25 protein-coding genes are annotated in these 24500 nt (G+C 63.0%); 16 read left to right on the forward strand and 9 right to left on the reverse strand.

The features are described from left to right. Positions 1–8 precede the first annotated feature (8 nt). Entirely contained in the window at positions 9–1229 is a 1221-nt protein-coding gene (locus AC6H4Z_RS23515) for a hypothetical protein (RefSeq protein ID WP_497544409.1), read from the reverse strand. Between the two features lie 2 nt (positions 1230–1231). After that, positions 1232–1636 carry a hypothetical protein gene (locus tag AC6H4Z_RS23520; RefSeq protein ID WP_497544410.1) on the reverse strand — a complete coding sequence of 135 codons (405 nt, stop codon included), beginning with the start codon at positions 1634–1636 and terminating at the stop codon, positions 1232–1234. An 83-nt stretch (positions 1637–1719) separates the two neighbouring features. Between AC6H4Z_RS23520 and AC6H4Z_RS23525 the strand changes: the two genes are divergently transcribed. Next, the gene (locus AC6H4Z_RS23525; RefSeq protein WP_497544411.1) at positions 1720–3372 is read left to right on the forward strand and encodes a SulP family inorganic anion transporter; all 1653 of its coding nucleotides are present in this window, start codon (positions 1720–1722) and stop codon (positions 3370–3372) included. A 900-nt stretch (positions 3373–4272) separates the two neighbouring features. Here AC6H4Z_RS23525 and AC6H4Z_RS23530 read toward each other — a convergent pair. Continuing rightward, positions 4273–5823, reverse strand: coding sequence for an ATP-binding protein (locus AC6H4Z_RS23530; protein WP_497544412.1), 1551 nt, complete (start codon positions 5821–5823; stop codon positions 4273–4275). Between the two features lie 3 nt (positions 5824–5826). Next, positions 5827–6528: a response regulator gene (locus AC6H4Z_RS23535; RefSeq protein WP_497544413.1), complete on the reverse strand. Its 702-nt coding sequence runs from the start codon at positions 6526–6528 to the stop codon at positions 5827–5829. Positions 6529–6635: 107 nt separating this feature from the next. On the opposite strand from AC6H4Z_RS23535, the gene AC6H4Z_RS23540 reads away from it, so the two are divergent. Genes AC6H4Z_RS23540 through AC6H4Z_RS23570 form a run of 7 tightly spaced genes read left to right on the forward strand, consistent with a single transcriptional unit; the run spans position 6636 to position 10839 of the window. Then, positions 6636–7055 (forward strand): Ig-like domain-containing protein, encoded by a 420-nt coding sequence (locus AC6H4Z_RS23540; RefSeq protein ID WP_497544414.1) that lies wholly within the window; start codon positions 6636–6638, stop codon positions 7053–7055. After that, positions 7052–7348 (forward strand): hypothetical protein, encoded by a 297-nt coding sequence (locus AC6H4Z_RS23545; protein ID WP_497544415.1) that lies wholly within the window; start codon positions 7052–7054, stop codon positions 7346–7348. Before AC6H4Z_RS23540 ends, AC6H4Z_RS23545 begins: the two co-directional genes overlap by 4 nt. Beyond that, positions 7345–8232: a metallophosphoesterase gene (locus AC6H4Z_RS23550; RefSeq protein ID WP_497544416.1), complete on the forward strand. Its 888-nt coding sequence runs from the start codon at positions 7345–7347 to the stop codon at positions 8230–8232. Before AC6H4Z_RS23545 ends, AC6H4Z_RS23550 begins: the two co-directional genes overlap by 4 nt. Beyond that, the gene (locus AC6H4Z_RS23555) at positions 8233–8607 is read left to right on the forward strand and encodes a hypothetical protein (protein ID WP_497544417.1); all 375 of its coding nucleotides are present in this window, start codon (positions 8233–8235) and stop codon (positions 8605–8607) included. It abuts the gene before it with no gap. Further along, positions 8604–9107, forward strand: coding sequence for a protease complex subunit PrcB family protein (locus AC6H4Z_RS23560; RefSeq protein WP_497544418.1), 504 nt, complete (start codon positions 8604–8606; stop codon positions 9105–9107). Before AC6H4Z_RS23555 ends, AC6H4Z_RS23560 begins: the two co-directional genes overlap by 4 nt. A gap of 25 nt (positions 9108–9132) precedes the next feature. Then, a complete protein-coding gene (locus tag AC6H4Z_RS23565; protein WP_497544419.1) occupies positions 9133–9654 on the forward strand; it encodes a hypothetical protein in 522 nt (173 codons plus the stop codon). Between the two features lie 6 nt (positions 9655–9660). After that, positions 9661–10839 carry an alanyl-tRNA editing protein gene (locus AC6H4Z_RS23570; protein ID WP_497544420.1) on the forward strand — a complete coding sequence of 393 codons (1179 nt, stop codon included), beginning with the start codon at positions 9661–9663 and terminating at the stop codon, positions 10837–10839. On the opposite strand, the gene AC6H4Z_RS23575 is transcribed toward AC6H4Z_RS23570, so the two are convergent. Next, positions 10826–11905 (reverse strand): glycosyltransferase family 9 protein, encoded by a 1080-nt coding sequence (locus AC6H4Z_RS23575; protein ID WP_497544421.1) that lies wholly within the window; start codon positions 11903–11905, stop codon positions 10826–10828. The two genes, AC6H4Z_RS23570 and AC6H4Z_RS23575, sit on opposite strands and share 14 nt — an antisense overlap. A gap of 93 nt (positions 11906–11998) precedes the next feature. Here AC6H4Z_RS23575 and AC6H4Z_RS23580 point away from each other — a divergent pair, with 93 nt between their 5' ends. The 3 genes from AC6H4Z_RS23580 (at position 11999) to AC6H4Z_RS23590 (ending at position 16712) form a co-directional block, all read left to right on the forward strand. Then, entirely contained in the window at positions 11999–13447 is a 1449-nt protein-coding gene (locus AC6H4Z_RS23580; RefSeq protein ID WP_497544422.1) for a M16 family metallopeptidase, read from the forward strand. Beyond that, positions 13447–14937: a M16 family metallopeptidase gene (locus AC6H4Z_RS23585; RefSeq protein WP_497544423.1), complete on the forward strand. Its 1491-nt coding sequence runs from the start codon at positions 13447–13449 to the stop codon at positions 14935–14937. The genes AC6H4Z_RS23580 and AC6H4Z_RS23585 overlap by 1 nt, the downstream gene beginning before the upstream one ends. 332 nt (positions 14938–15269) lie before the next feature. Further along, on the forward strand, positions 15270–16712 hold the full coding sequence (locus AC6H4Z_RS23590) for an MATE family efflux transporter (RefSeq protein ID WP_497544424.1): 1443 nt from the start codon (positions 15270–15272) through the stop codon (positions 16710–16712). 40 nt (positions 16713–16752) lie between these two features. On the opposite strand, the gene AC6H4Z_RS23595 is transcribed toward AC6H4Z_RS23590, so the two are convergent. Beyond that, positions 16753–16950, reverse strand: a complete 198-nt coding sequence (locus AC6H4Z_RS23595; protein ID WP_497544425.1) for a hypothetical protein — start codon at positions 16948–16950, stop codon at positions 16753–16755. 114 nt (positions 16951–17064) lie between these two features. On the opposite strand from AC6H4Z_RS23595, the gene aptA reads away from it, so the two are divergent. From aptA to AC6H4Z_RS23620, 5 genes are all read left to right on the forward strand, one after another. Further along, on the forward strand, positions 17065–18417 hold the full coding sequence (gene aptA / locus AC6H4Z_RS23600; protein ID WP_497544426.1) for an omega-aminotransferase AptA: 1353 nt from the start codon (positions 17065–17067) through the stop codon (positions 18415–18417). A gap of 7 nt (positions 18418–18424) precedes the next feature. Continuing rightward, the gene (locus tag AC6H4Z_RS23605) at positions 18425–19387 is read left to right on the forward strand and encodes a c-type cytochrome (RefSeq protein ID WP_497544427.1); all 963 of its coding nucleotides are present in this window, start codon (positions 18425–18427) and stop codon (positions 19385–19387) included. 16 nt (positions 19388–19403) lie between these two features. Then, positions 19404–20693, forward strand: a complete 1290-nt coding sequence (gene soxC, locus AC6H4Z_RS23610; protein WP_497544428.1) for a sulfite dehydrogenase — start codon at positions 19404–19406, stop codon at positions 20691–20693. Further along, the gene (locus AC6H4Z_RS23615; RefSeq protein ID WP_497544429.1) at positions 20690–21280 is read left to right on the forward strand and encodes a c-type cytochrome; all 591 of its coding nucleotides are present in this window, start codon (positions 20690–20692) and stop codon (positions 21278–21280) included. Before soxC ends, AC6H4Z_RS23615 begins: the two co-directional genes overlap by 4 nt. Before the next feature lie 80 nt (positions 21281–21360). After that, positions 21361–21708, forward strand: a complete 348-nt coding sequence (locus AC6H4Z_RS23620) for a hypothetical protein (protein ID WP_497544430.1) — start codon at positions 21361–21363, stop codon at positions 21706–21708. An 18-nt stretch (positions 21709–21726) separates the two neighbouring features. Here AC6H4Z_RS23620 and AC6H4Z_RS23625 read toward each other — a convergent pair whose 3' ends face one another. The 3 genes from AC6H4Z_RS23625 to AC6H4Z_RS23635 all read right to left on the reverse strand — a co-directional run bounded on the left by AC6H4Z_RS23625 (position 21727) and on the right by AC6H4Z_RS23635 (position 24467). Next, positions 21727–22269: an arsenate reductase/protein-tyrosine-phosphatase family protein gene (locus AC6H4Z_RS23625; RefSeq protein WP_497544431.1), complete on the reverse strand. Its 543-nt coding sequence runs from the start codon at positions 22267–22269 to the stop codon at positions 21727–21729. Between the two features lie 34 nt (positions 22270–22303). Continuing rightward, positions 22304–23449 (reverse strand): alpha/beta hydrolase family protein, encoded by a 1146-nt coding sequence (locus tag AC6H4Z_RS23630; protein ID WP_497544432.1) that lies wholly within the window; start codon positions 23447–23449, stop codon positions 22304–22306. Positions 23450–23546: 97 nt separating this feature from the next. Continuing rightward, entirely contained in the window at positions 23547–24467 is a 921-nt protein-coding gene (locus AC6H4Z_RS23635; protein ID WP_497544433.1) for a glycoside hydrolase domain-containing protein, read from the reverse strand. Between the last annotated feature and the right edge of the window lie 33 nt (positions 24468–24500).

Consider the following 24500-nt stretch of genomic DNA (forward strand, 5'->3'; position numbering starts at 1 on the left):
AACCGAGCTTACTTCGCTCGCCGACGGGCCGTGAGGAGGACAGCGATCTCGTCGGGACGCGGATTGATGAAGTCCACACGCATCCGGCCGTCGGGCAGAGTGCTCAGTGTCGCCGGGATCGAGCTGTTGGTGAGCACCCATCCAGCGGGCAGCACGACAGCGTTCGCGGGACGTCCGAAGCTGCGATCCCAGACCAACTCGTCATTCACGAGCTTGTAGCGCGCGGTGTCGGTATACGTCTCGAACATCCGCAGCCGGATCGATTCGCCTGTCTTCACGGGCTCGAAGCGAAACACCACGATCTCGCTCTGCGGCGTCACGTCGCGAACGGGCAACTTCGCTTTCGTGATCGCGTCGCCCTTGAGGATCTCCCACTTGAGATCGTCGCCCGTGTCGAGATTGCGAGCGCGTGGGTTCGACACCGTGCTACCGGCGCGCACTTCGTTGATGTACGTGCTCGTACCAACGCGCGACTCGGTGTAGTCGTGATACAGATCGAACGCGTGCGTTTCCGGCTGCTGCAGGAAATACACGATCTCTCGATTCTGATGCGCACGTTCGTCGAGACGGCTGCGGGCTACGCTCGACTTGCCGTCGGTGACGCCATTTACCGGACGGGCACGGAGCGTTACCGGCGCTTCGGCAGGCGTGTTGTTCCAGAAGCTGATGCCGATTCGACCATCCGGCTCTTGCAGTACTTGCGACGGATAGTTGCTCGAGATGAGCTCGTATCCCTTCGGCAGCACAACCGAATTGCGCTTGATGCCGAGCGGGCGCGTGAAGACGATCGTGTCGCCGCGCACGAAGTAACTCGTCGCGTCTTCGTACGTTTTGTCTATGAGCACGCGTGCTTCCCCGCCATCCGGTGGTACGGGACGGGCCAGCTTCACGCGGATGTACGTTTGCGTCGTGTCGTTGCTTCGCACACCGCCAGCGCGCGCGATCGTGCTGCCAACGACGTCGAAGGCCAACGGCTTGCCCGTCGCCCGATCGAAGACGCTCTCGTCGGTGGCGACGCTCCCCTTCCGAATGGGATTGAAGTAGTACGTCGCGCCGGCCGTATTCGCCGTCACTTCATATATGATGCGGAACTTCGCCGTGCCCGGCGCAAGCAGCTCGTACCGCGTGTACGCGTCGGATTCGGTTTGCGGCGCAACCTGCGCGAGCGCCGGGCCCGCGACGAGCGCACCCGCCGCGCATCGTGCGATGACCCGGCCGAACGCGCGCACGTCTAGCGACCCTGACCCGTAACCGAGAAGCTGGCTCGCGCGTTGGCGAGTTGCATCTTCTGATCAGGATTCTTCGCCATGATGTCGGCGAGAAGCGTTGCCATGATTTCGTCCGTCACGACCGTCGGCTCCGGACCGAACCGAACACCATGGCCGAGGTGCGTGGGTGCGTCGAGCAGCACTTCGTTCTTGAGCGGGATGTCGTTCTTGCCCGACTGCACGCGCACGGCGCAGAACTTCTTGCCCGCCTTCTCCATGTAGCTCACGCGCACGCCGTCGACGCCCGTTGGAATCTCCGGAAGCGGATGTGTTCCGCCATCGGTTCCCTCGAAGGTGGTCGCGCCGGCTTTGAGCGCCGGGAAATTCCGCTCAAATCCGCCTGCGTAGAGCAAACAATGACGCATCATCGCCTCAGTTTCGAAGAAGTGTGGGAAAGGACAGGCAAACCTACCGTAGCCCGGGAGGGTCCGCCATCCTATCTTCGTGCGCCATGAGCGTCGTCGCCGAGGTGACTCCGACCGCACTGCGACCGCCTGCGCCACCGTCGTATCGATGGGCAGCGCGGGGCGACATCAACGCCTTCTTCGGCTTGATGCTCGACAACGTCGTGAATCTCGCCGTGCTCGCGGGAATTCTCGTCGCGGGCTTCGGCTTCCCGGCCACGCTCGTCTACACGCGCATGTTCCCGGGCACGGCGTTCGGCGTGATGTTCGGCGACATCGTGTACACGGTGATGGCGATTCGCCTCGCTCGTCGTACGGGCCGCACCGACGTGACGGCCATGCCACTCGGTCTCGATGCTCCTTCGACGATCGGCATGGCGCTGACGGTCCTCGGTCCAGCGTTTCTCGCGGCCAAGGCCAAGATGTCGGTCGACGACGCCGCGATCGTCGCCTGGCAAGTTGGGATGGCGGCGATGGTTCTGATGGGCGTGTTCAAGCTCATCATGTCGTTCTTCGGCGACTCGATTCGCAAAGCGATTCCGGAAGCTGGCCTGCTCGGCTCCATCGGCGGCGTGGGTATCGCGCTGCTCGGCACTCTGCAGCTGGGCGAGATCTTCGGCGAGCCAATCGTCGGCATGATGGCGCTCGGCGTGATCGTCTACGCACTCGTAGCAAAGATCCGCCTGCCGTATCGCGCCCCCGAAGTGCTGGCGAGCGTCGTGATCGGCGCCGCGTTGTACTACGGTCTCGGAGCACTAGGCCTGTCGGTTCACCACGTTACAGTACCGGTGGCGCATTTCCCGCTCGGCCTGCCGCTTCCGTCTTTAGGATTTTGGCATGGAATGCCGATCGCGGTACGCGAGTACATCCCGCTCGCGCTGCCCTTCGCGATTCTGACGGTGATTGGCGGTATCAATGTGACGGAAAGCGCGCGTCTCGCGGGCGACGACTACAACACGCGCGACATTCTGCTCACCGAGGCCTTCGCAACGATCATTGCCGGAGTGTGCGGCGGCGTCAGCCAGACAACGCCGTACATCGGTCATCCCGCCTACAAGGCGATGGGTGGACGCGCCGGCTATACGCTCGCCACGGGTCTCTTCATTGGACTCGGCGGAATCTTTGGGTACATCGCGTTCATGGCCGACGCGCTCCCGAAACCGGCGCTGGCCCCGATTCTGGTCTTCGTCGCCCTCGACATCACGGACCAGAGTTACCTGGCCACCCCGAGGCGACACGCCGCAGCGGTGACGCTGGCGATTTTCCCGTCGGTTGCCCAGCTCGTCCAGATCTTCCTGTCCCAGGTCTACAACGGCGCGCTGATGTCGGCAGCGATCGACCCAGCCGGAACGATGAAGGCAACTGGCATCACGAATCCGGACTTCATCAGCACCTGCGCCGTGATGATCCTGCTCGCCCATGGGTTCATTCTGACGGCGATGCTCTGGGGCGGCGCGGTCGCGTTCCTGATCGACCGGAGGGTCAAGGCGGCGGCGATCGCCCTCCTGACCTGTTCGGTCTTGGCCCTATTCGGGTTCATCCATTCGGTCACGCCATCGGGCGGCATCTACTTGCCCTGGCGGGTTGGCTCGACGCTACCCTATCAGTGGGCGGTGGCCTACCTGGCCTTTGCGCTCCTGATCGTAGGGCTGTCGCAGACCAAAGGATTCGCCGAGAGCGCGCTCGTCGCCGAGCACTGAGCCGCGGCGCTGCCACCCTAAAACGAGAGGAAGGGTAGCCCTGATGATTGCTCACTCAGAACTACCCTTCCAGAAACGACGAACAGGAGTCAGGCGTCGCGCATGATTTCCCACCCACCCCTCATGGCGCGAACACCTAAGCTCCTGTCGTCTTTTTCACACCACCGAGAGACGTTTGGGGGGCACTCGGCGGTGTGGAATGAAAGTATCTGGTCTACAGCTCGGCGTCGATAGCTATCACACAAAGATCAGATAAAGATCGGATTCATTGCTGGTTCGATTCTGTATGTGTCTTTTTTACAACGAGTTACGGATTTCTGATAGTATCTGAGAGGAGAGAGACACCAGAAGTTACTTCGAAAAAGCTGAAGAGCGCAGCGGCCGAAGAGCGCAGCGGCCGAAGAGCGCAGCGGCCGAAGAGCGCAGCGGCCGAAGAGCGCAGCGGCCGAAGAGCGCGACGGCCAAACACCGCGACGGCCAAACACCGCGACGGCCAAACACCGCGACGGCCAAACACCGCGACGGGCGTCCTTAACGTCGGTGCGCCGTTCGGCCGGTGCGCCGTTCGGCCGGTGCGTCGTTCGGCCGGTGCGCTGTTCGGCCGGTGCGCTGTTCGGCCGGTGCGCTGTTCGGCCGGTGCGCTGTTCGGCCGGTGCGTTGTTCGGCCGGTGCGTTGTTCGGCCGGTGCGTTGTTCGGCCGGTGCGTTGTTCGGCCGGTGCGTCGTTCGGCCGGTGCGCCGTTCGGCCGGTGCGCTGTTCGGCCGGTGCGTTGTTCGGCCGGTGCGCTGTTCGGCCGGTGCGCTGTTCGGCCGGTGCGTCGTTCGGCCGGTGCGCTGTTCGGCCGGTGCGTCGTTCGGCCGGTGCGCTGTTCGGCCGTCGCGCTGTTCGGCCGGTGCGCTCTTACGCTGGCTGCTCCAACGCGTCTGGCCTCAACTCCGTGGCTGGCAGCTGAAACGAAAAAACACTCCCCCCTCCTGCTCGGGGCACATATCCAAGCGATCCCCCTTGGATCTCGGCGAGCGTCCGCGCAATCGACAATCCCAACCCCGCCCGCCCGGCGTCCGGTGCCGCCGTTTTCGCCCTGTAGAACGGCTCGAATATTCTCCTCGTATCCTCCTCACGCACACCCGGACCGCGGTCGGACACGGTGAAAACGAGCGTCGTGCCCTCGCGCCGAGTCGCAAGCTCGATCGGCTCATCGGGCGGAGAATACCGGACCGCGTTCTCCAGGAGGTTGCAGAGGACTCGGAGGGACTGCGAGAAGTCGAAGTACCCCACCAGCGCCGGCGACGACAGATCGATGACCGTTCGCAACGTTCGCTCGCTGAACAGCCCACGCGTCTGACGAACCGCGGCGCCAATCAGATCTTCGGCCGTGTTCAATTCGGGGATGGCCGTAAATCCGCCGCCCTTGAGTCGCGATAGATCGAGCAAGTCGCTGACGAGCCGACCCAGGCGATCAGCCTGCTCTTCGATCGCTTCGGCAGACCGATTTCCCTGCATCCCTTCGCTCTGCGCCAGGGCCTTGATCGTCGTCAACGGCGTGCGGAGATCGTGAGACACTGATGCGAGCACGATGTCCTTGAGTCGATCCGCCTCGCGCAACGCCTCGGCGTGCTCGGCTTCGGCAACCAGCCGCACACGATCGGCTGCCAGCGCCGCGTAATACGAAATCGCGTCGAGAAAGCGCCGTTGGGAAGGATCCAGCTCCACCACATTGACGTTGGCGACCGTGAGAATGCCGACGACGCGCCCCTGCACCGACAACGGAAACAGGATCTTCTGAACGCCATCGCCATTGCTCGACACTACCCGCTGTTCGCCGAGCGATGCGCGAAGCACTTCGCCCGAGGGCTGTACGAGCGAAGGCGCGGCCTGCTCGATCGCGCGCAGAAGCACGGGCTCATCGGTGGCCTTGATGGTGCTCGCGGCGTCACGGGTGGACGGGCCGAAACCGCGCTCGCGATCCCACGCGATGATCGAGCACTCGGTGACGTTGAGTGTCGAGCGAATCACCTCCGCGATACGCGCGAGCGCATCTTCGGCTCGGCCTGCGCTGAGCGTTTCAGACCCGAGCCGCGCGAGTGACGCGATTTCTACCGCACGACGGTCGGCTTCCTCGGCTTCCGTCTGCGCTCGCACCAGCAAATGGTTCGCGACGATCGCGGTGACGAGAAACGCCGCGAGCGCGACGAAATCGAGCGGCTTACCGTCCCCAATTCGGCCGTACGGCGGCTGAAAATAGTAATCGATGAGGAGGAAACCGACGCAGGCGAGCGGAATGGCCAACATTCGCCCGCCCGACGTGCTCGCGCCCAAAATCACGAGCAGATACACGAGCACCACATGCACCTGATCGATACTGTCCCGCATCTGCACCATCACCACGGTGACGATGGCCATCAGCGCGATCCATACGATCCAGCTCGTGAGGTCGCGACGGCGTACCATAACTCAACGCGCTAGTTCTGCGCGGTATCCGACGCCGGGTTCAGTGACGATGATCTGCGGAGCAGCGGGATCCATTTCGATCTTGCGACGGAGATTCGTGATGTGCACGCGGAGGTACTGCTGCGGGCTTCCGAACTGCCGGCCCCACACCGCATCGAAGATCTGCTGGTGCGTGAGCGTGCGTCCAGCAGCGCTGAGGAGCGTTGCAAGAATCTGCCACTCAATCGGCGTGAGGTGAAGCTGCGTGCCATCACGAGAAACCTTTCGCGAGATCGTATCGATCACGAGTCCGCCGATCGCAACCGGTGTAGCGCTGCCCGTAGCCGCCGCGAGTGTCTTGGCCCGACGGATCTGCGCTTTCGCGCGCGCCGCGAGCTCCATGACACTGAATGGTTTCGTGACGTAGTCGTCGGCCCCCGCATTGAGCAGGTCGACCTTTTCGTGCTCGGAGTGCCGCGCCGATAGAACGATGATCGGCACCGCCGAGCGCTGACGAATCTCACGGCAGACGTCGACGCCGGCCATGTCGGGCAAGCCGAGGTCGAGGACGACGAGATCGGGGCGACCGCTCGTGGCCGCATCGACGCCGGAGATTCCGTTCGCCGCCTCGTCGACGCGCACGGTGACTTCGCGCAACGCGTCTCGAACGGCGCGACGGATCGCGGGCTCGTCGTCTATGACAAGAACAAGGTCAGCATCAGGCATGACAGGGACACGGCTCGGATGGGCGTCGAGAGATAAGACCATTGCAGCAAGCTGATTGGTCACACCAACACTCGCATCGGAGATGTGCATTTCTTAGCGATGGCGGCATGGATAGTGTCCAGAATTTCCGTATGCGAATGCATCCAGTTTTGGCGCTCGCGATCGCGGGAGCGACCCTTGTCGCCTGCGACCAGTCGACGCCGCCGCTCGTCGCCAGTCTTGGCGGCCTTTCCTTCGCCGGTGCCCCGGCGATCAGCTTCGTCCTGTCGCCCAACCAAGCGACCCTTGCCGTTGGCCAGACGGTACAGCTTCTGGTGAATCTGCCGGACACCCTGAGAGGGCAGCTCCTGTGGCGTTCGCTGGAGCCGCGAATCGCTATCGTTAACCAGGACGGCATCGTCACGGCGGTGGCGGCCGGTCAGGCGACCATTCTGGCACGTCTTGCCTTCGACACGAACCGGGTGGCACCGGCAACGATCATCGTTCCGGGGGTAATAGCAGTTCCTGGCGTGGTGGTTGTCCCGTGACCAAAGCCAAGAACACCGTCCCGCCCCGTGTTACGTCGCCTATACGACCCCGCGACAGCGGAGCGACAGCTCTCGAGCACTATCGGCGTGAGAAGGCGCGCCGGTCGGGCGAGCAACGACCAGAAAGCGAGTTGCTCGCCGCCGCCAAGCGAGAGTACCTCGCCATGCTCGAGGCCGACGCCGTCAAGGGAAAGGGCGGCCGGCCTCGAAAAAAGGTTGGCCGGCAAAGTGCCGATACTGATGGGCAGGACAGCGACGCTGACGCAGAAGTGGACGAACCCAAGGACGAATGACCGACGTAACGCTTGCCACAACCGAAACCGACAAGCGCCGTCACTCGAGAGACCGACGGTCGATCGAGTTCCTATTCGAAACCCTGCTCCGCCCCGGCAATTGGGCGGCGCGAGCGTCTCACGCGCTCGGGCTCCAGGGCCGCGTTCGCACCTCTGAGATCACGCTGAGCCCGGAGCGAGCGGCCACGCACCGCCCGCGCCCTGTGCTCCGTCTTGCATTTGCATCGGATTTTCACGCTGGCGGAATGACCGACGGCCGCACCTTGGCCGACGCGTGCGCTGCGCTCACCGCCATGCAGCCCGATGTCCTGCTACTCGGCGGCGATTTCGTGTCCGTTCGAGGCGCCGACATCGAACGCATTGCGCCGCTACTCGCGGCCGTTCCTGCCCCGCTCGGCAAATACGCCGTGCTCGGCAATCACGATCTGCACTGCGACCACGCGCTCGTCGAAGCGGGACTCGAACGCGCGGGAATTCGCGTCCTCACGAACCGCAACGTGCGACTTCCCGAGCCTTTCGGCGACGTCGTCATCTGCGGGCTGGACGACGCGACCGCCGGCAGTCCGCGCGCCGACCTCGCGCTCGACGGCGTGTCCGGGACGCGAATCGTGCTCATGCATTCGCCCGACGTGCTCGCGGAAATCGGCGACCGGGACTTCGAGTTGGCGCTCTGCGGGCACACCCACGGTGGACAGATCGCGCTTCCGTGGGGCACACCGGTCATCGTCCCGGGCGGCCATCTCAGCCGTCGCTACTGTCGCGGGCGCTATCAGGTTGGGTGCAACGAAGCCAACGCGCTGCTCGTGAGTCGCGGTGTTGGCTGCAGTTCCCTCCCCATCCGCATGTTCGCCGCGCCCGAGGTGCATTTGTGCTTAATTACGTGAGTGCGCCTCGATCGTAAGCTCCTCCTGATTGCTCCTACCATCGTGCTGCTGTTCGTATTCGCGGGGATGATTTACGCCGCGATGCAACTGCGCGTGCTGAGTCTCGGGAGTGATTCCATCAAGGATCGAAGCGACTACATCGCCGCCGTAGAACGCGGCGAAAAGACGCTCGAGCCGCAGAAGGCCATTGGCTTGCTGCGCATCACGCTCGACGTCGAAGCGAAACGCACCGCCGCGATCACCGCGAGTCGCGATCTGTTGGTCGTGCTATCGATCGTTGGCTTCATTTCCTGCGCAATCCTCGCTCTGGGAATTCGCAGCGTGCCGCGCGAGCATTGGCCACGTTTCGCCTTTCAGCGAGCGCAGACCGAATGACGCGCCGCGCGCTTCTCACAGGCCTCGTCGCTCTCTGCGTGGGATCGAGCGCATCACTCGACGCGCAGCCGTCGGCCGAACGCGGGCCGGTGCCCGTCACTCGCCTTCATGACGGCGACGGCGGCTTCTCGGCGTACACCGGCGTGGTGGACCCGGTACGAACAGTCGTTCGAGACTCCGCGAATTGGCGCGCGCTCTGGGCGCGGATCAATCGGCCCTTCATTCCCGCGCCGTCGCTCCCGGAGATCGATTTCAGTCGCGAGATGATCGTCGTCGCGGGACTCGGTGCGCGACCGAGTGCGGGCTACGACATCGTCATCGAGTCGGTCGAACAGGATTCGGCTGGCATCGAAGTCGCGCTGCGTCGCACTGGCCCCGCGCCTGGCTGTCCTGTGCCTGCGGTCATGACCCAGCCAATCGACGTGGCACGGATTCCCGCAAGTGAACTGCGGGTGAGGTTTCGAGAACGTAGCGTCGTCGTCCCTTGCAACTTGCGGTGACGCCCAATCCATTGATTTCATGCTGATGCGGGCGGCCAATTTCCGAGCGCAGGGCAATCGACGGATCGTCGCGACATTCGTCGTGATCGCGGCACTGAGCGCACGAACGCTCGCCGCGCAGGCAAAAGAAGACACGATGCCGCGAACGCACGTCGTTCCCGCACTCGGCCTTCGCTTCGGTACGCCGCAAAAAGCGTCCGCCGCCCTCGGCGTCGTTGTTGGCCAGGACTGGCAGAAGAACGGCCGAGATCATTCGCGCAACCTCGCACTGTTTGCCGAACCCGGCGTGTCAGGCGGCCGAGCGTCGCTCGCGTACGTGTCGCACGGCTATGGCGGCTTTGGCTCCGGATTCGGACTCGCCGCCACCGGCCTGCGTACGTGGAAGGATCCGTGGACGGTCAAGCAGAATCAGTCGTACATTGGCGGCGAGTTGATCGTTTGGCCGATCGTGTTCGTCGGTCCTCGCATCGGACTCTTCCGAAACATCAGCGCCAACGAAACGTCACGGCGCTGGTTCCTCGCCTTCGATTTTGGTATTGGCCTCTAGCACGTCATGACGAGCACCGATCGACTCTACTATCACGACGCCTACCGCACATCCTTTGCGGCTGAGGTCGTCGATCGCAGCGCTGATGGAACGCGCGTGTATCTGAAGGAAACCGCGTTCTATCCAACCTCCGGCGGTCAACCGCACGACCTCGGTCGACTCGGCAACATCGAAGTCGTCGATGTGATCGACGAGGGTGACCGGATCGCACACGTGCTCACAACGCCGTTGAACACGGCTGGCGGTCAGATTGCCGCGACGATCGATTGGGCGCGGCGCTTCGACAACATGCAACAGCACACTGGCCAACACCTCCTGTCCGCAGTGTTCGAGGATCTGTTTGGCTTCAAGACGGTGAGTGTGCACTTTGGCCCCGACTACTCGACGCTCGACATTGATTCGGAGTCGGTGTCGCACCAACAGCTCGTCGCTGCGGAAGCACGCGCAAATGCGATCGTTGGCGACGCGCGACCGGTGTCGGTGACGTTCGAAGACGCGGCGAGTGCAACGGGCCTTCGTAAAGCGTCGGATCGCGACGGGACGTTGCGCATCGTGAACATCGACGGCGTGGATCGCAGCGCGTGCGGTGGCACCCACGTTCGGTCGACGGCCGAGATTGGCGTAGTACTCGTCCGGTCGGTGGAAAAGATTCGCAAGGCGACGCGCGTCGAATTCGTCTGCGGAACGCGCGCCGTGCGTCGCGCTCGCCGCGACTACGAATCGCTGGCGTTGATTGCGACGTCGTTGTCGGCGTCGCTCGACGACGCTGCACCGCTCGTAACCGCTCAGGCGGAGCGATTGAAGGAAGGCGATAACGCGCGCAAGAAACTCGAGAAGGAGCTCGCGACCTTTCACGCGCGGCAGCGCTACGACGCGGCGACCCCCGATGAGCGCGGTGTGCGGACGGTCGTCATTCGCGATGCCGCTTCTATGGATGAACTCAAGACGCTCGCGCAGGCCATGCTCGGAATGCCGAACGTCGTCGTGGTCGGCGCGCTCGCGATTCCCCCGTCGGTACTGTTCGCTTCGTCTGAGGATTCTGGCGTCGACGCGGGACGTTTGCTGAAAGAGCGTCTGACAGCATTAGGCGGACGTGGCGGCGGCTCAGCGCGAATCGCTCAGGGTAGCGTGCCCGACGCGAGCGCCGTGGAAGCACTCGTCGCGCAGCTGGTCAATCGCGGCTGAGCTGCGCTTCGTCCCACACTTCGTCGATCGCTTTCAGTACCCGCTCAGTTCCGAGATCGGGAAGCTTGTCCGTGTGCTCTACGCTGCGACCGATCGTTCCATATAGCGCCCATTCTGCGCGCTTGCCCCGACCATAGATCGCGACAGCCGGCGTCTGAAACGCCGACGCGGCGTGCGCGATGCTCGTGTCTGGCGTGAAAACAAAATCCGTCGTGGCGACGAGAGCCATGGCATCGCGAATCGCCTTCGTGTTCACGAACGCACCGCCACCGTCGCGAGCAATCGTCTCACCTCGCTCCGCCTCGGCAGGAGACGCGATCACCTTGATGACCGCCGACGGCGATAGTTCGTGGATGTGGCGCATGACGGCGACGTAACGCTCGTCGGGCCAGATCCGATCCGATCCGCCAGCGGAGATGTTGATCAGCGCCGAGGAGTGAGAGCCGAGGTCGCCCCAGACGGAGGATGCCCATTCTCGCTCGCTCGGCGTGGCCGTGAGCGCCGGCTGACGACTCTGCGCATCGAGCTGGACGTCGAACGCACGCGCAAGCTCAGCCAATCGATCGACCATGTGCGTTCCAGCGGGCGCATCGTTGGGAACGGTAACATTGAACGCCGAGTCATTGCCGCGTCCGGCGATGCCGACGCGATATCTGGCTCCGCTCGCTAGAATGAGCAGCAGCGTCGTCACGGACGGGGCCGTTACCATGCAATCGATTACCGCGTCGTAGCGGGCCCGTCTGAGCCGGCGTGCTACAGGCAGGTAGCTCGAGAGTTTTTTCTTGTCGAAGACAACGATCTCCGCGAGGTAATCGGCGCCTTCGACGAGACTCGCGTTGATCGGCGAGGCGAGAACGTCGAGCGTGACTGTGGGGTATGATGACGCGATGGCGCGCATGACACCGGTCGACAGAATCATGTCGCCGGCTCGGTCGTGTCGCAGAAACAGCACGCGCGTTGGCCGCGAACCCCAGTTAGGGCGCGCGTCCGACGGTGTCCGCATCAGCCGCACGAGCAGCCGGATCCAGACCCGCCGCCACCACAGCTCGAGCCGCTTTAGTTGCATTGTAAGGAATGTATCAAACCAGGCTGTGTCCCATGGTCATTGCCTGCCCCATTTTCATACTTCGACGCACCCCTCCCACTCTCGCATCTCCGTATGAATCGCATTCGTACCCAACTTCTCGCCGCCGGACTGTCAGCCGCAGTCGCGGCCCCGATAGCCGTCGGAGCACAGGCTGCCGCTCCGGCGCCGAGCGCCGGCGCCGTCCGCGTTCCCTTTGAGAAGTACACGCTCCCGAACGGACTCACGGTCGTCCTGGCGCAGGAAAGTTCGACGCCAACGGTCGCCGTGGAAGTGCTCTATCACGTTGGCTCCAAGAACGAGACGCGCGGCCGGACCGGCTTCGCGCATCTCTTCGAACACGTGATGTTCACCGGATCGGGACACGTTCCCTACGGATTGCACGACAAGTACACGGAAGGCGTTGGTGGAAACAACAACGGCAACACGACGAACGATTTCACGCAGTACTACGAGATCGTGCCGTCGAACTATCTCGAGCATGCGCTGTGGCTCGAGTCCGATCGTATGGGTTGGCTGCTCGACGCGCTCGACGTCGCGAAGTACAACGCCCAGCGCGACATCGTCCAGAACGAACGCCGGCAGGGCGTGGACAATCAACCGTACGGGCGCGCCAACGAAATCATTTCGGCGGCGACCTATCCGAGCACGCATCCATATTCGTGGCCGGTGATTGGAAGTCTTGCCGATCTGCAGGCCGCGTCGGTCGAAGACGTGAAGGCGTTCTTCCGACTCTACTACGCCCCGAATAACGCAACACTCGCCATCACTGGCGACTTCGATCCGGCAACGACCAAGGCGTGGATCGCGAAATACTTTTCTGGCGTGCCGCGTGGCAAAGCAATCGTGCGGCCCAGCGTTCCGAAAACGAAGCTGACCGCCGAGAAGCGATTGGTACTCGAGGATCGCGTACAGATCCCGCGCTTGTATCTGTCATGGCCAACGGTTGGCGAGAATAGCGACGACCAATACGCGCTCGACGTGCTCGCCGACATTCTCTCGCGGTCACGTATCTCGCGGCTGACGAAAGCGCTTGTGTATGACAAGCAATCCGCCGCTGCAGTGAACACGTACCAGAGCACCAACGAATCGGCTGGCGACTTCACCATCATCGTGACGCCGCGACCCGAACACTCGCTTACCGAGCTCGAAGCCGACGTCGATTCACTGCTCGCCGAGGTGCGACGCAAGGGCCCGAGCGCCGACGAGATCAATCGCGCGAACGCGTCGCTTCAGCTCTCGTTTCTCGGCGGGCTCGAGTCGAACCTCGGCAAGGCGCAGCGTCTCGCGATCGGCCAGGCATTCCATAACGATCCGAGTCGCGCATTCGCTGTGGACTACGCGAAGTATCAAGCTGTGACCGCGGCTGACGTGCAGCGCGTGGCCAACACCTACCTCGGCAAGGGTCGTGTCGTGCTGAGCATCGTTCCTGTTGGAAAGAAAGATCAGGCCTCAAAGGCTGCCGCAAGCACTACGGTGTCGCAGAACGCAACGGCGAAGACGAATAGCTCGGAGGCCAAATAATGTCGTACTCACTTCGTGCTCGCTGCGCATTCGGCGCGTTGGCCATTGTTCTTCCGACCGCTGCGTTCGCACAGAAGCAAGCGTCGTCTGGCGAGGCAAAGTTGGATCGCGCGGCAATCCCGACGGCGGCGAAGACGCCTGAGCTGCACGTTCCAACGTGGACCAAACTGACGCTCGCCAACGGCGCGCAGCTCATCGTGTCGGAGCGACATGGTCTGCCGCTCGTGTCAATGAACGTCGCATTCGTTGGTGGAGCAAATCAGTTCGAGCCTGCGGGCAAGACGGGACTCGGTGGATTCATCGGTTCGATGCTTCTCGAAGGCACCACGACGCGCACCGGCGATCAACTCGCTGAGGCGATGCAAGCGCTTGGCTCCAACATCAACGCGAGCGTTGGTGCAGAGAGCGGCGCGATGAGCCTGTTCGTGATGCGCGACAAGTTCGATCCGATGCTCGCGCTGTTCGAGGACGTGCTGGTAAACCCTGCGTTCCCACAGCCCGCACTCGATCGGTTGCGCGCGCGCACGGTCGTCAATCTTCAGCAGGCGAAGGACAGAACTGGTTCAATCGCGGGCGTCGTTTTCCCAAAGCTGCTGTACACGGCTGACCAACCATATGGTCGTTCGACGACCGAACAGTCAGTGAAGGCGATCACGCGCGACGATCTTGTCGCCTTCCATAAAGAATATTTTCAGCCCGGGCGCGCCGTGATCACCGTTGTTGGCGACGTAAAGCCAGACGACGTGAAGCGTTCGCTCGACAAGGCATTGGCGCCTTGGAAGGCTGGTGGAAGCAAGCCAGCGTTCACGTATCCCACACCACCCACGCCCAAGGCGACGACGATCTATCTCGTCGACAAACCGGCGGCCGCGCAGTCGACGTTCGCGATTGGTGAAGTGGGACCGTCGCGCAGCACACCCGACTACTACGCACTGCGTGTGCTCAACGCCTTTTTTGGCGAGCTGTTCCAGTCGCGCTTGAACGCGAACATTCGCGAAGCGAAGGGCTACAGCTATGGCGTGAGTTCGCGCTTCGCGTTCGGCCGTGGACCTGGTGCGTTCCGTGCCGGCGGCGACATTGTGACGGCGAAGAGCGACAGCGCGCTGATCGAGTTCATGAAGGAGCTCAAGGGCATTCGCGGAGCGCGCCCGATCACCGACGAAGAAATGGAAGCGGCGAAGAACTCTCTCATCCAGAGCCTTCCCGGCCGCTTTGCATCGGTTGGAAGCGTGAGCGGCGCCGTCAGCGAGATTTACACGCAGGACTTGCCGGAAAATTACTATCAGAGTTTTGTAACGAGAATCAACGCCGTGACGAAGGACGATGTGCTGCGTGCGGCGCAGAAGTATCTCGATCCGGATCACATGGCGATCGTGATCGTCGGCGATCGTGCAAAGATCGAAGGGCCGCTCGCAGCTACTAAGATTGCGCCGCTCGTGCTGCTCGACATCAACGGTGACCCGCTACCGACTCGCGCAGTTACGCCGTAATGGCCGCGAACGGCGCGCGAAAATTCCACTTGCGCCGTTCGTGTGTTTGTCCTAGAATGCTCGTCCCGCGATAACCTCACCCTTTGAATGGAGGTCAGTGCTGTGAAGACCCTTGCAACCGCAACGACGATCCGATTCGCCGGCGCCGCCCTGATGATGGGTGCTCCGACGGACGTGCTCGTCGTCGCCGACATGGTCCACAGATACTGATCGCGTATCCAGCTCGAGCTGTTTCGAGGGCGGCGCCGCGATCCGGCGCCGCCCTTTTTTGTTCGGCGCTGTTCCAATCCAATCACTTCCGAAGCTCTGGTGCCTAGCGCCTAGCAAACACTATGTCAGAAACGCTCGCTCCCCCATCAGAACAACTCAACGCACCACCGCCACACGTGGACGGCGGAATCTGGGACTCCGTTCGCGAAGCGCTGCGCGGATCACATCGCGACTACACCGAAGGACACGTGTCACGCGCCATTCTCATCCTCGCCATTCCCATGGTGTTGGAGATGATCATGGAGAGCGTGTTCGCAGTCTGCGACGTCTTCTTCGTTTCCAAGCTTGGCGCCACTGCGGTTGCAGCTGTCGGTCTCACCGAGTCGTGGCTCACGCTCATCTATGCCGTCGCGATGGGTCTCGCCATCTCCGCGTCGGCGATGGTCGCGCGGCGAACAGGCGAGCGTGATCGCGAAGGTGCCGCGCAGGCAGCAGGTCAGGGAATTGTGCTCGCACTCTTCGTCGCGATCGTGCTCGGCATCGCCGGCGCAATCCTCGCCCCGAAGTTGCTCGGTGTCATGGGCGCATCGCCCGACGTCATCGACACGGGCAGTTCATACACGCGCGTGATGCTCGGCGGAAATGTCACGATCATCATGCTGTTCGTGATCAACGCGATCTTCCGCGGCGCTGGCGATGCGGCAATCGCCATGCGCGTGCTGTGGCTGGCAAACGCGATCAACATTTTGCTCGGACCGTGTTTGATCTTTGGACTCGGGCCGTTCCCGAAGCTTGGCGTCACCGGCGCCGCGGTGGCAACGACGATCGGGCGCGGCACGGGCGCACTATTCGCGCTAAGCCGACTGCTCAAACCCGGCTCTCGCGTCGACATCCATCCGCGACATCTGCGCGTGGACTTCGCGTTGATCGGACGAATGGTACGCATCGGATGGTCGGCCGCGGTACAGATGCTCATCGGCATGGCCAGCTGGATTGCGCTGATTCGCATTCTCTCAACGTTCGGCAGTAACGTGCTCGCCGGGTACACGATCGGCATTCGCTTGATCATCTTCGGCCTGTTGCCGGCCGCGGGTGTCGCCAACGCCGCGGCGACGATGGTGGGTCAGGCACTCGGCGCAAAGAAGCCGGATCGCGCCGAGCATGCGGTGAAGGTGGCGGGCACGTACAACATGATCGTGCTCAGCGCGGTTGGCGGCGTGTTGGCGCTGCTTGCTCCGCAGATCGCGCGACTGTTCACGCACGACCCACTCGTCGTGCCCTACGCATCGAATGCGCTTCGGATAGTCGCGTGCGGCTTCCCCTTCTATGCGTGGGGAATGGTGATTTCGCAGTCGTTCAACGGCGCCGGCGACACACGGACGCCGACAATGCTCAACCTATTGGTGTTCTGGTTGTGGGAGATTCCGCTCGCGTACGTTCTCGCCAAGCCACTCGGCATGGGCCCGAACGGGATCTATCTGGCGATCGCGATTGCGTTCTCGACGTACGCGGTGGCCGGCGCGGCAGTCTTCCGTCGAGGACACTGGAAGACCAAGCGAGTCTGAAGCAACGGAGGGCTGCGGCGCGTCGCCGCGGCCCTCTTTTCTATAGCAGCCTCTTCCAGCGCTTACGTCGGCGTTGTTTGCCGCTGCGTCGCGCGGATTTCGCCGGCGCCTCCAGCGCGTCGATGGCCATTTCGGCCGTGTGCTTGCCGATTTTCCATTGAATACGGCCGCGCTTGCGGCGCTGAATCTCTTGCAGCCGCCGCTGAACCTCTTCCAGGTCTTCCGGCTCGTCGCTCATCGGCGCCATCCTCCCCCATTGCCTGGTTCGCCTTCATATTGAAGGTAATATGTCGGTCGCCGCTCTCCGCGCCCGCCGTTTCGCCGCACGTTGAACTCCTCACGCGATTTCCCCATGGCTACCGAAACCCTCGCCGCGCCGAGTGCACTCTCGTCTACCCCACCGTCGCTCGAAGCGCTCTGGATGCCGTTCACGGCCAATCGCGCGTTCAAGCGTGCGCCCCGAATGCTCGTTGGCGCAAAGGACATGCACTACACCACGGCCGACGGCCGTCAGGTGTTGGACGGCACCGCCGGACTCTGGTGCGTGAACGCGGGCCACTGTCGCGAGCAGATTACCTCGGCCATTCGCGAACAGGCCGGCGTGATGGACTACGCGCCGCCCTTTCAGATGGGTCATCCGCTGGCGTTCGAGCTCGCGCAGAAGCTTTCGGCCATGCTGCCGGGCGACGTCGACCACGTTTTCTTCGGCAACTCCGGTTCCGAGGCCGTCGACACAGCGCTCAAGATCGCGCTGGCTTACTGGCAGTCGAAGGGACAGCCACAGCGCGTTCGATTCATCGGCCGCACACGCGGCTATCACGGCGTTGGCTTTGGTGGAATCGCCGTTGGCGGCATCGAGGCCAATCGAAAGCAGTTTGCGGCGCAAACGCTGCCCGTCGTCGACCACCTTCCGGCAACGCACGATGCGGCGAAGAATGCCTTTTCGCGCGGACAACCGGAGCACGGCGCGCACTTCGCCGACGCGCTCGAGGACATGGTCACGAAGTATGGTGCCGACACGATCGCAGCAGTGATCGTCGAGCCGGTCGCGGGGTCTACCGGCGTGCTCATTCCGCCCAAGGGCTACCTCGAGCGTTTGCGCGAGATCTGCAATCGCCACGGCATCCTGCTCATCTTCGATGAGGTGATCACCGGCTTCGGCCGGCTCGGTGCGTCGTTCGCGGCCGAAAAGTTCGGCGTCGTGCCCGACATGCTGACGCTGGCGAAGGGAATCACCAACGCGACGGTTCCAATGGGCGCGGTTTGCGTTCGCGGCCCGATTTACGATACGGTCGTGAATGGCGCAGCCGCTGGTATCGAGCTGTTTCACGGATACACGTACTCCGGACATCCGCTCGCCGCGGCGGCCGGTTTGGCCACGCTTGACGTATATAAGAGTGAGGGATTGTTCGCGCGTGCAGCGTCGCTCGAGTCGTATTGGGCCGACGCCGTTCATTCTCTGCGCGGTCTGCCGCACGTGATCGACCTGCGGAACATCGGACTCGTTGCCGGCGTCGAGCTGGAAGCGCGCGCCGGTGCACCGGGCGCTCGCGGGTTTGAGACTTTCCTCAAGTGCTTCGAAGCAGGCGTTCTCGCCCGTTCCACCGCCGATACCATTGCGCTGTCTCCACCGCTCATCATTGAGAAAGCTCAGATTGATCAGCTCTTCGGAACGCTCGCCGACGCGCTCAAGCGTGTCGACTAGCGCGCGCATGCGCGCGCCCTTTCGTTTTGCTATTCTTGCGGCGATCGGCCTGACGGTCGCCGGCTGCACCCTCCAGGAAGCGGCGACGCGCACCGACTCCACGGCCGTCGCCGCTCCACGTACGACAAACCGCGCCTGGAACGCGGATGCGTGGCAGCCTCCGGTCGTCGACAGCACGCCAGACGATCCGTTCGAGACGTCGGTGTATCGCGGACTCGCACTACTCACGCATACGCGGGACAGCCTTCCCGCGTATGTCGGCGGCACGTTGAACTGCACGAGCTGCCATCTCGACGAAGGGCGTCGCCCAAATGCCGCACCGCTCACCGGTGCGTACGCGCGCTTTCCCAAGTTCATGGATCGCAGCGGCGCCGTCGTCCCGATCGAGGACCGCGTCAACTACTGCTTCACTCGCAGTCTGGCCGGGTCAAAGCTTCCCTCGGACAGTCGAGAGATGCAGGACATCGTGGCGTACCTCTCGTACATCTCGAAGGGCGTTCCGACCGGCGAGCACGTGCGCGGCGAAGGAATGCCGAAGATGCCAGACCTGGCTGGCGACTCGACGCGCGGACGTCCGCTATTTGTCGAGAACTGCGCTCGCTGCCATGGAAACGACGGCGCGGGAATGGGCACGATTCCAGCGCTATGGGGGTCGCGGTCGTTCAGCATCGGCGCATCGATGGCCCGTCAGGAACGCGCCGCATCGTTCATTCGCCACAACATGCCGTTCGACCGCCCGGGAACGCTGACCGATCAACAGGCCTACGACGTTGCCTCGTACATCACGTCGATGACACGACCCGATTCTCCGGGAAAGGAGAATGATTGGCCAACGGGTGGCGCTCCCGCAGACGTTCCGTACGACACGAAAGGCCACAAGGCGTTCAAACCGCCCAAGCTGTTGCCGCGTACGACGAACGCGGCTGCGGCAATCGTCATCGCTCCAACCTCGGTGCTGAACCGCAGGTAAACTCGAACCGCAGCCAATGGACGACACGCCGTCACCAACCTCGACGCCGCCAGCCACGATCAGCAGACGGACGTTGATCACTGGAGCGGCCGTGGCCGCTGGCGGCGCGTTGCTCGGGGGACTTCCAGCGGTTGGGGCGCAACAGGCGAAAACCGTCGCGCCCGCCGTCGAGCCGCCACCGATTGCACCGGCAGACCCAACCAAAGTGCTCGGCGCACCCACGACTGCAGTGGGGACGCGATCGCCGTTCGTCACGCCGGCGCGTGCGCCGGTTGGCGACGTCACGGGTACGTCGCTCACGCCACTTCAGGCGCTGTCGGGAACGATCACTCCCTCCGATCTGCACTTCACGCGCATTCACGCCGGTGTTCCTACGATAGATCCGGCGAAGCACACGCTGCTCATCCACGGCCTCGTCGATCGGCCGCTGGAACTGACGCTCGCCGACCTCAAACGCTTTCCATCCGTCACGCACACGTACTTCGTCGAATGCTCCGGTAACGGTCGCGCAGCATATCGCACACCAAAGCCGGAGATGACACCGCAGCAGGTGGACGGAATGACGGCGAACAGCGAATGGACCGGTGTTCAACTCGACACCATTCTCAACGAAGTCGGCGTAAAGAAAGGAGCCGATTGGTTTCTCGCCGAGGGCGGCGACGCTTGCCTTCTCGCGCGAAGCATTCCGACGTCCAAGGCGCGCGACGACGCGCTGATCGTCTATGCGCAGAATGGCGAGCCGCTTCGACCCGAGCAGGGGTATCCAATGCGGCTGTTGCTTCCCGGCTGGGAGGGCAACACGAGCGTGAAGTGGCTCCGTCGTTTGAAGTTTGCTAATGAGCCCTTCATGACGCGGTGGGAAACGTCGAAGTACACCGACCCGCTTCCCGGCGGGAAGGCGCGCATGTTCAGCTTCGAAATGGACGCCAAGTCGATCATCACGTCGCCGGCGTTTCCCGAACGCCTCACGGGACCGGGGTGGTGGCCGATCTCTGGCATTGCGTGGAGTGGTCGCGGTCGAATCGCACGCGTCGATGTCAGCACAGACGGTGGTGCGAACTGGGTTCCCGCGGAATTGATTACCCCGCTCTCGCCCAAGGCGCACGTGCGCTTCCAGTACATGTGGCAGTGGAAGGGCAATCAGAGTTTGATCATGAGCCGGGCGGTCGATGAGACCGGATATACGCAGCCAACGCTGGCGCAGCTCAAGGCCGTCCGCGGACCTGGCACCGACTATCACTTCAACTCCATTCGCGCGTGGCGCGTCTCGCCCGACGGCGTCGTTACGTTCGAGGCGAACACATGACGCGGCTCATCGCCATCGCCGCCCTCGTGCTCCTCGCCGGCTGTAAGGTCGATGCGCGCGACGACTACCTCGGCGACAAAGACCCGCGACAGTTCGCGCTCGGTCGCGCCGCGACGGCCGCGGAGATCGCAGCAGTCGACATCGATGCGTCGCCGAGTGGAGCGGGGCTACCGGCGGGTAGCGGGACGGTGGAGGACGGGGCAAAAGTCTACGCCGCCAACTGCGCCTCGTGCCACGGCGAAAACGGCGAGGGAAAGCCGCCGGCCTATCCGCAGCTCCTCGGCGGGCCGAAGGGCAGCTTCGACTTCGCGAGCGACTTCAAGATTCCGCGGACGATCGGCAACTACTGGCCCTACGCCACGACCCTGTACGACTACATCCGCCGTGCCATGCCTCTTACGGCACCGGGCTCGCTGACGCCCGACCAGACCTACGCGGTAACTGCGTATCTGTTGAGTCGAGAGGGAGTCATTCCGGCTGCGGCCACCTTGGACGCGCGGTCACTGGCCGCCGTGAAAATGCCTGCCCTATCACACTTCGTGAAAGACGATCGGCGAGGCTCTTTGGGCGGGAAAAGCGCCCGGTAGCGGGCCCGCCCGCGCGCGGCGTGACGCTGCGCGCGGGCTGTGCGTCCCCTGTGCAGTCCCTTTCTGGAAAGGTCCCGACGATGGGCACCCGTCCCACCACCAAGAGTCGATCGGCCAAGACTCCCTCGGGCAATGTTGCAGTCGCGCTGGCGGTTCTTCCAGCCAGCGGTCCCGAGCCACGCGTCATCCAGCAGTTCACGTCGACCTTCTTAGTCGATCGTCATGGCGAGATCTGGCGCGTCTACGACACGAACGCCGTCGATAGCGCCGAACGACGCATGCCCGCGCTCTCCACTTTTCCCTTTCGCGTCTTTATCGCGCTCGCGCGAAACGCGGAAATGCGCGTGCACGCATTTGCTCGCGATGCGGTCCGCAGTGTCGACCCGGTGAGCCTGCAAGCGCAACTCGACGTCAGCACCCGGAACTAAACCAACACGCGCAGCGACCTACGGCCCTCCCTCGAGCGCCGACAACAGCGCGTACATGCACCGGTCGATTCGCCCGTACGACTCGGCGTAGACATCTGCCGGTAGCCTGAACGGATCGCGAATCGTGCGGGAGGCGATCGGGTCGGGGTCGAGATCCGCGAGCACGAGCATTTGCCCAAGCACGCCGAAGCGCTTTCGGAGATCGCGCGCCTGATCGGGCGACATCGTCACGATCAGCGCGGCCGAGCGATAGACGTCCGTCGTGATCACTGCGGATCGGTGGGTGGAGAGATCGACTCCAAACTTTGCCGCGGCGGCAATGGCTTCTGGCGGCGATGATCGGTCGCTGCCCGTGAAACCTGCCGATCGTATCGCGCGACTTTGAAGCCCGAGTGCCCGGCCAGCGCGGATCTCTCGACGAAACAGCGCAGCGGCGAAGGGGCTACGACAAATATTGCCGTAGCAAATGAAGAGTATCGCACCGGGACGCAGCGGCGTCTGCAGCGCCTCGATCGCTCGCCGCCTGCGGTGGGCGTGAAGCAGGCGGTCTGCGAGATCCATCAATGACATAGCGAGGCGACCGGTGGCTGGTCGTTTATGGCTTTAGAGTTCTCTCAAAGAACGCCCAGGTCCGATTCCACGAATCGATCTGCTCGGGCGAATCGTTCCGTTCGAGAGTTTCTGGATTCACACGGCGGCTGAACGTGTGACCGCAACCCGCGGCGCCCACCGGCGGATCCTTGTAGATCTTCGTCTCGGCCAGATTCGGCTTCAGCGCCATCAGCGTATAGACCATCTGCTGATCTTCGCGGAAGTACACGTCGCAATCGTTTGTTGCGACGTGGACGAGCATCGGGACCTTGAGGTTTTCCACGTGGAAGACCGGCGAACGATCGAGGTAGATGTCGATGCAGTCGCGGTTCTTCTGTGGTCCGCAGTTGCGCTCGAACGGCAAACCTTGGATGCCTTCTTCTGCCGCATAGTCGCGCGCGTAGCTCGGGCCGTGGTCCGACAGGCGGAACACGAGATTGGTTACCGGCACGATCGCCGCGCCTGCCTTGAACGGGTTGTCGGCGCGGAAGAGAATGTGCGACGTAATGAATCCGCCGTGGCTCCAACCCATGATGCCAAGCTTGTTCGTGTCGACGTACGGCAGCGTCGCGAGGTGGTCGACGGCCGAGAGCACGTCGTCGACTTCCTTGCCGCCGTAGTCGATCTTCTTCATCCATTCGTCGCCGTAGCCAGTGCTTCCGCGATAGTCCGGCGTGAGCACGACGTAGCCGCGCTGCACGGCCTCGACGACAAAGGGAAAGAGACCGGTGTCCCAATCGCCGTGGACGCCGCCGTGCACCCACACGAGCGCTGCGTGCTTCTTGTTGCCCCTGTTGATTGGCGAAAAAACGTAGGCAGGAATCTCGAGACCGTCTGCCCGACTCTTGTATTTGATCTTCTGAAATTCGTATTTGCCAGGCGCCTTAGCCGCGTAGACGCTGTCCGTCTTTCGCTTGCCGGCAATCCCCCGCGCGCAAACATCGGGGTTGCAGCCGCGAAGATCTGCAGGATCCTTCGATACGTACAGCTGGCGAGCACGCAGCGTGTCCATCGATCCGTTCCAGCCCGGTGCTCCGCCGCCACCACCGCGCCCAGCTCCGCCACGTCCGCCGCGACCAGCGGCGCCCGTCGTATCTTGAGCCACGAGCGGCGCCGCAACGAGCAGCGCCGCAAGAATGAGTCGCTTCATTGAAATCCTCACGTCAGTAATAGTCGCGTCGCCGAATGTATCGGGATTGCGCGACCCGCGCGAGGCTGATGGCGCCAGAGAGGGCGCCGATTACTGCTTACTTCGTGGCCGTTCCTGACTCCGACGGCGATTCCCACGCCGACACGTTCACATCGACGGGAAGCCTGATGTTCGCCACCGAACGCGCGACGTCGATCACGCCCTGCCACATGCCAGCAAAGGCAAAGCCGACGTCTTGAGGCGCGCGTCCCGTATCAAAGTTCTTGCCGCCAGCGATCCAGAACCGAGGCGTCGTCGTATCACCGGCCGCCGTGAAGACATCCTTGATGTCGGTGAAAATCTCGGCCGCGTTGTGCTGATGTGTATAGACGCCAGGTCGATACTTGTTCGACGCGAGCACTCGCGCTGCCCACGCTTTGTAATAATCGCGCATGGCGGGCGGAATATTCTCCGTGCGCTCGAGATCGAGAAAGATCACCGCACCCTGAGGAAATCCCTCTTCGCTCGCCTGCTTCACAGCGTCGTCGCCATTGAGGGCTCCCTCCTCGGCGCTGAGCAGATCGGTGGAGCAGTCGTTTTGCTTTCGGATCGCCGCGCGCTGAGCGGACGTGAGATTGCGCGGCGTCTTCCCCCACGTCTGCTGACCGACGTACACGGCGGCCAAACCCCACCCCATCTTGACCAACGTGTCGCGCTTACCAGTCCACGACGCGTCGTTGTGGCAGGGCGCCGGCAGGTAGTAGCCGACCCATTTGTACGGCGACCCCGGTGTGTGTTTCCACGCGGTCATCGTTGCCGTGCCTGGGTAGGTGTGTGTATCGAAGCCGACGAATTTCCCCTTCTCGTAGTCGTTGGCGATCTTGGCCGTCTGGCCCGTCACCGCCGCGGCCGCCTGGGCGAACTTTGCCGAAGCATCGGCCATCTTGGACTTCCGGCCCGGCTCGAGCGGCGTCGTATGACAGGCCGCAACCGAAATGATCAGCCCCAGCGCCCAAGCACGTACATCGCGAATTCGCATCGACCTCACCGCCTCAGCCTGCTCCTTCATATT

The organism is Leucogemmata humicola (assembly GCF_055379415.1).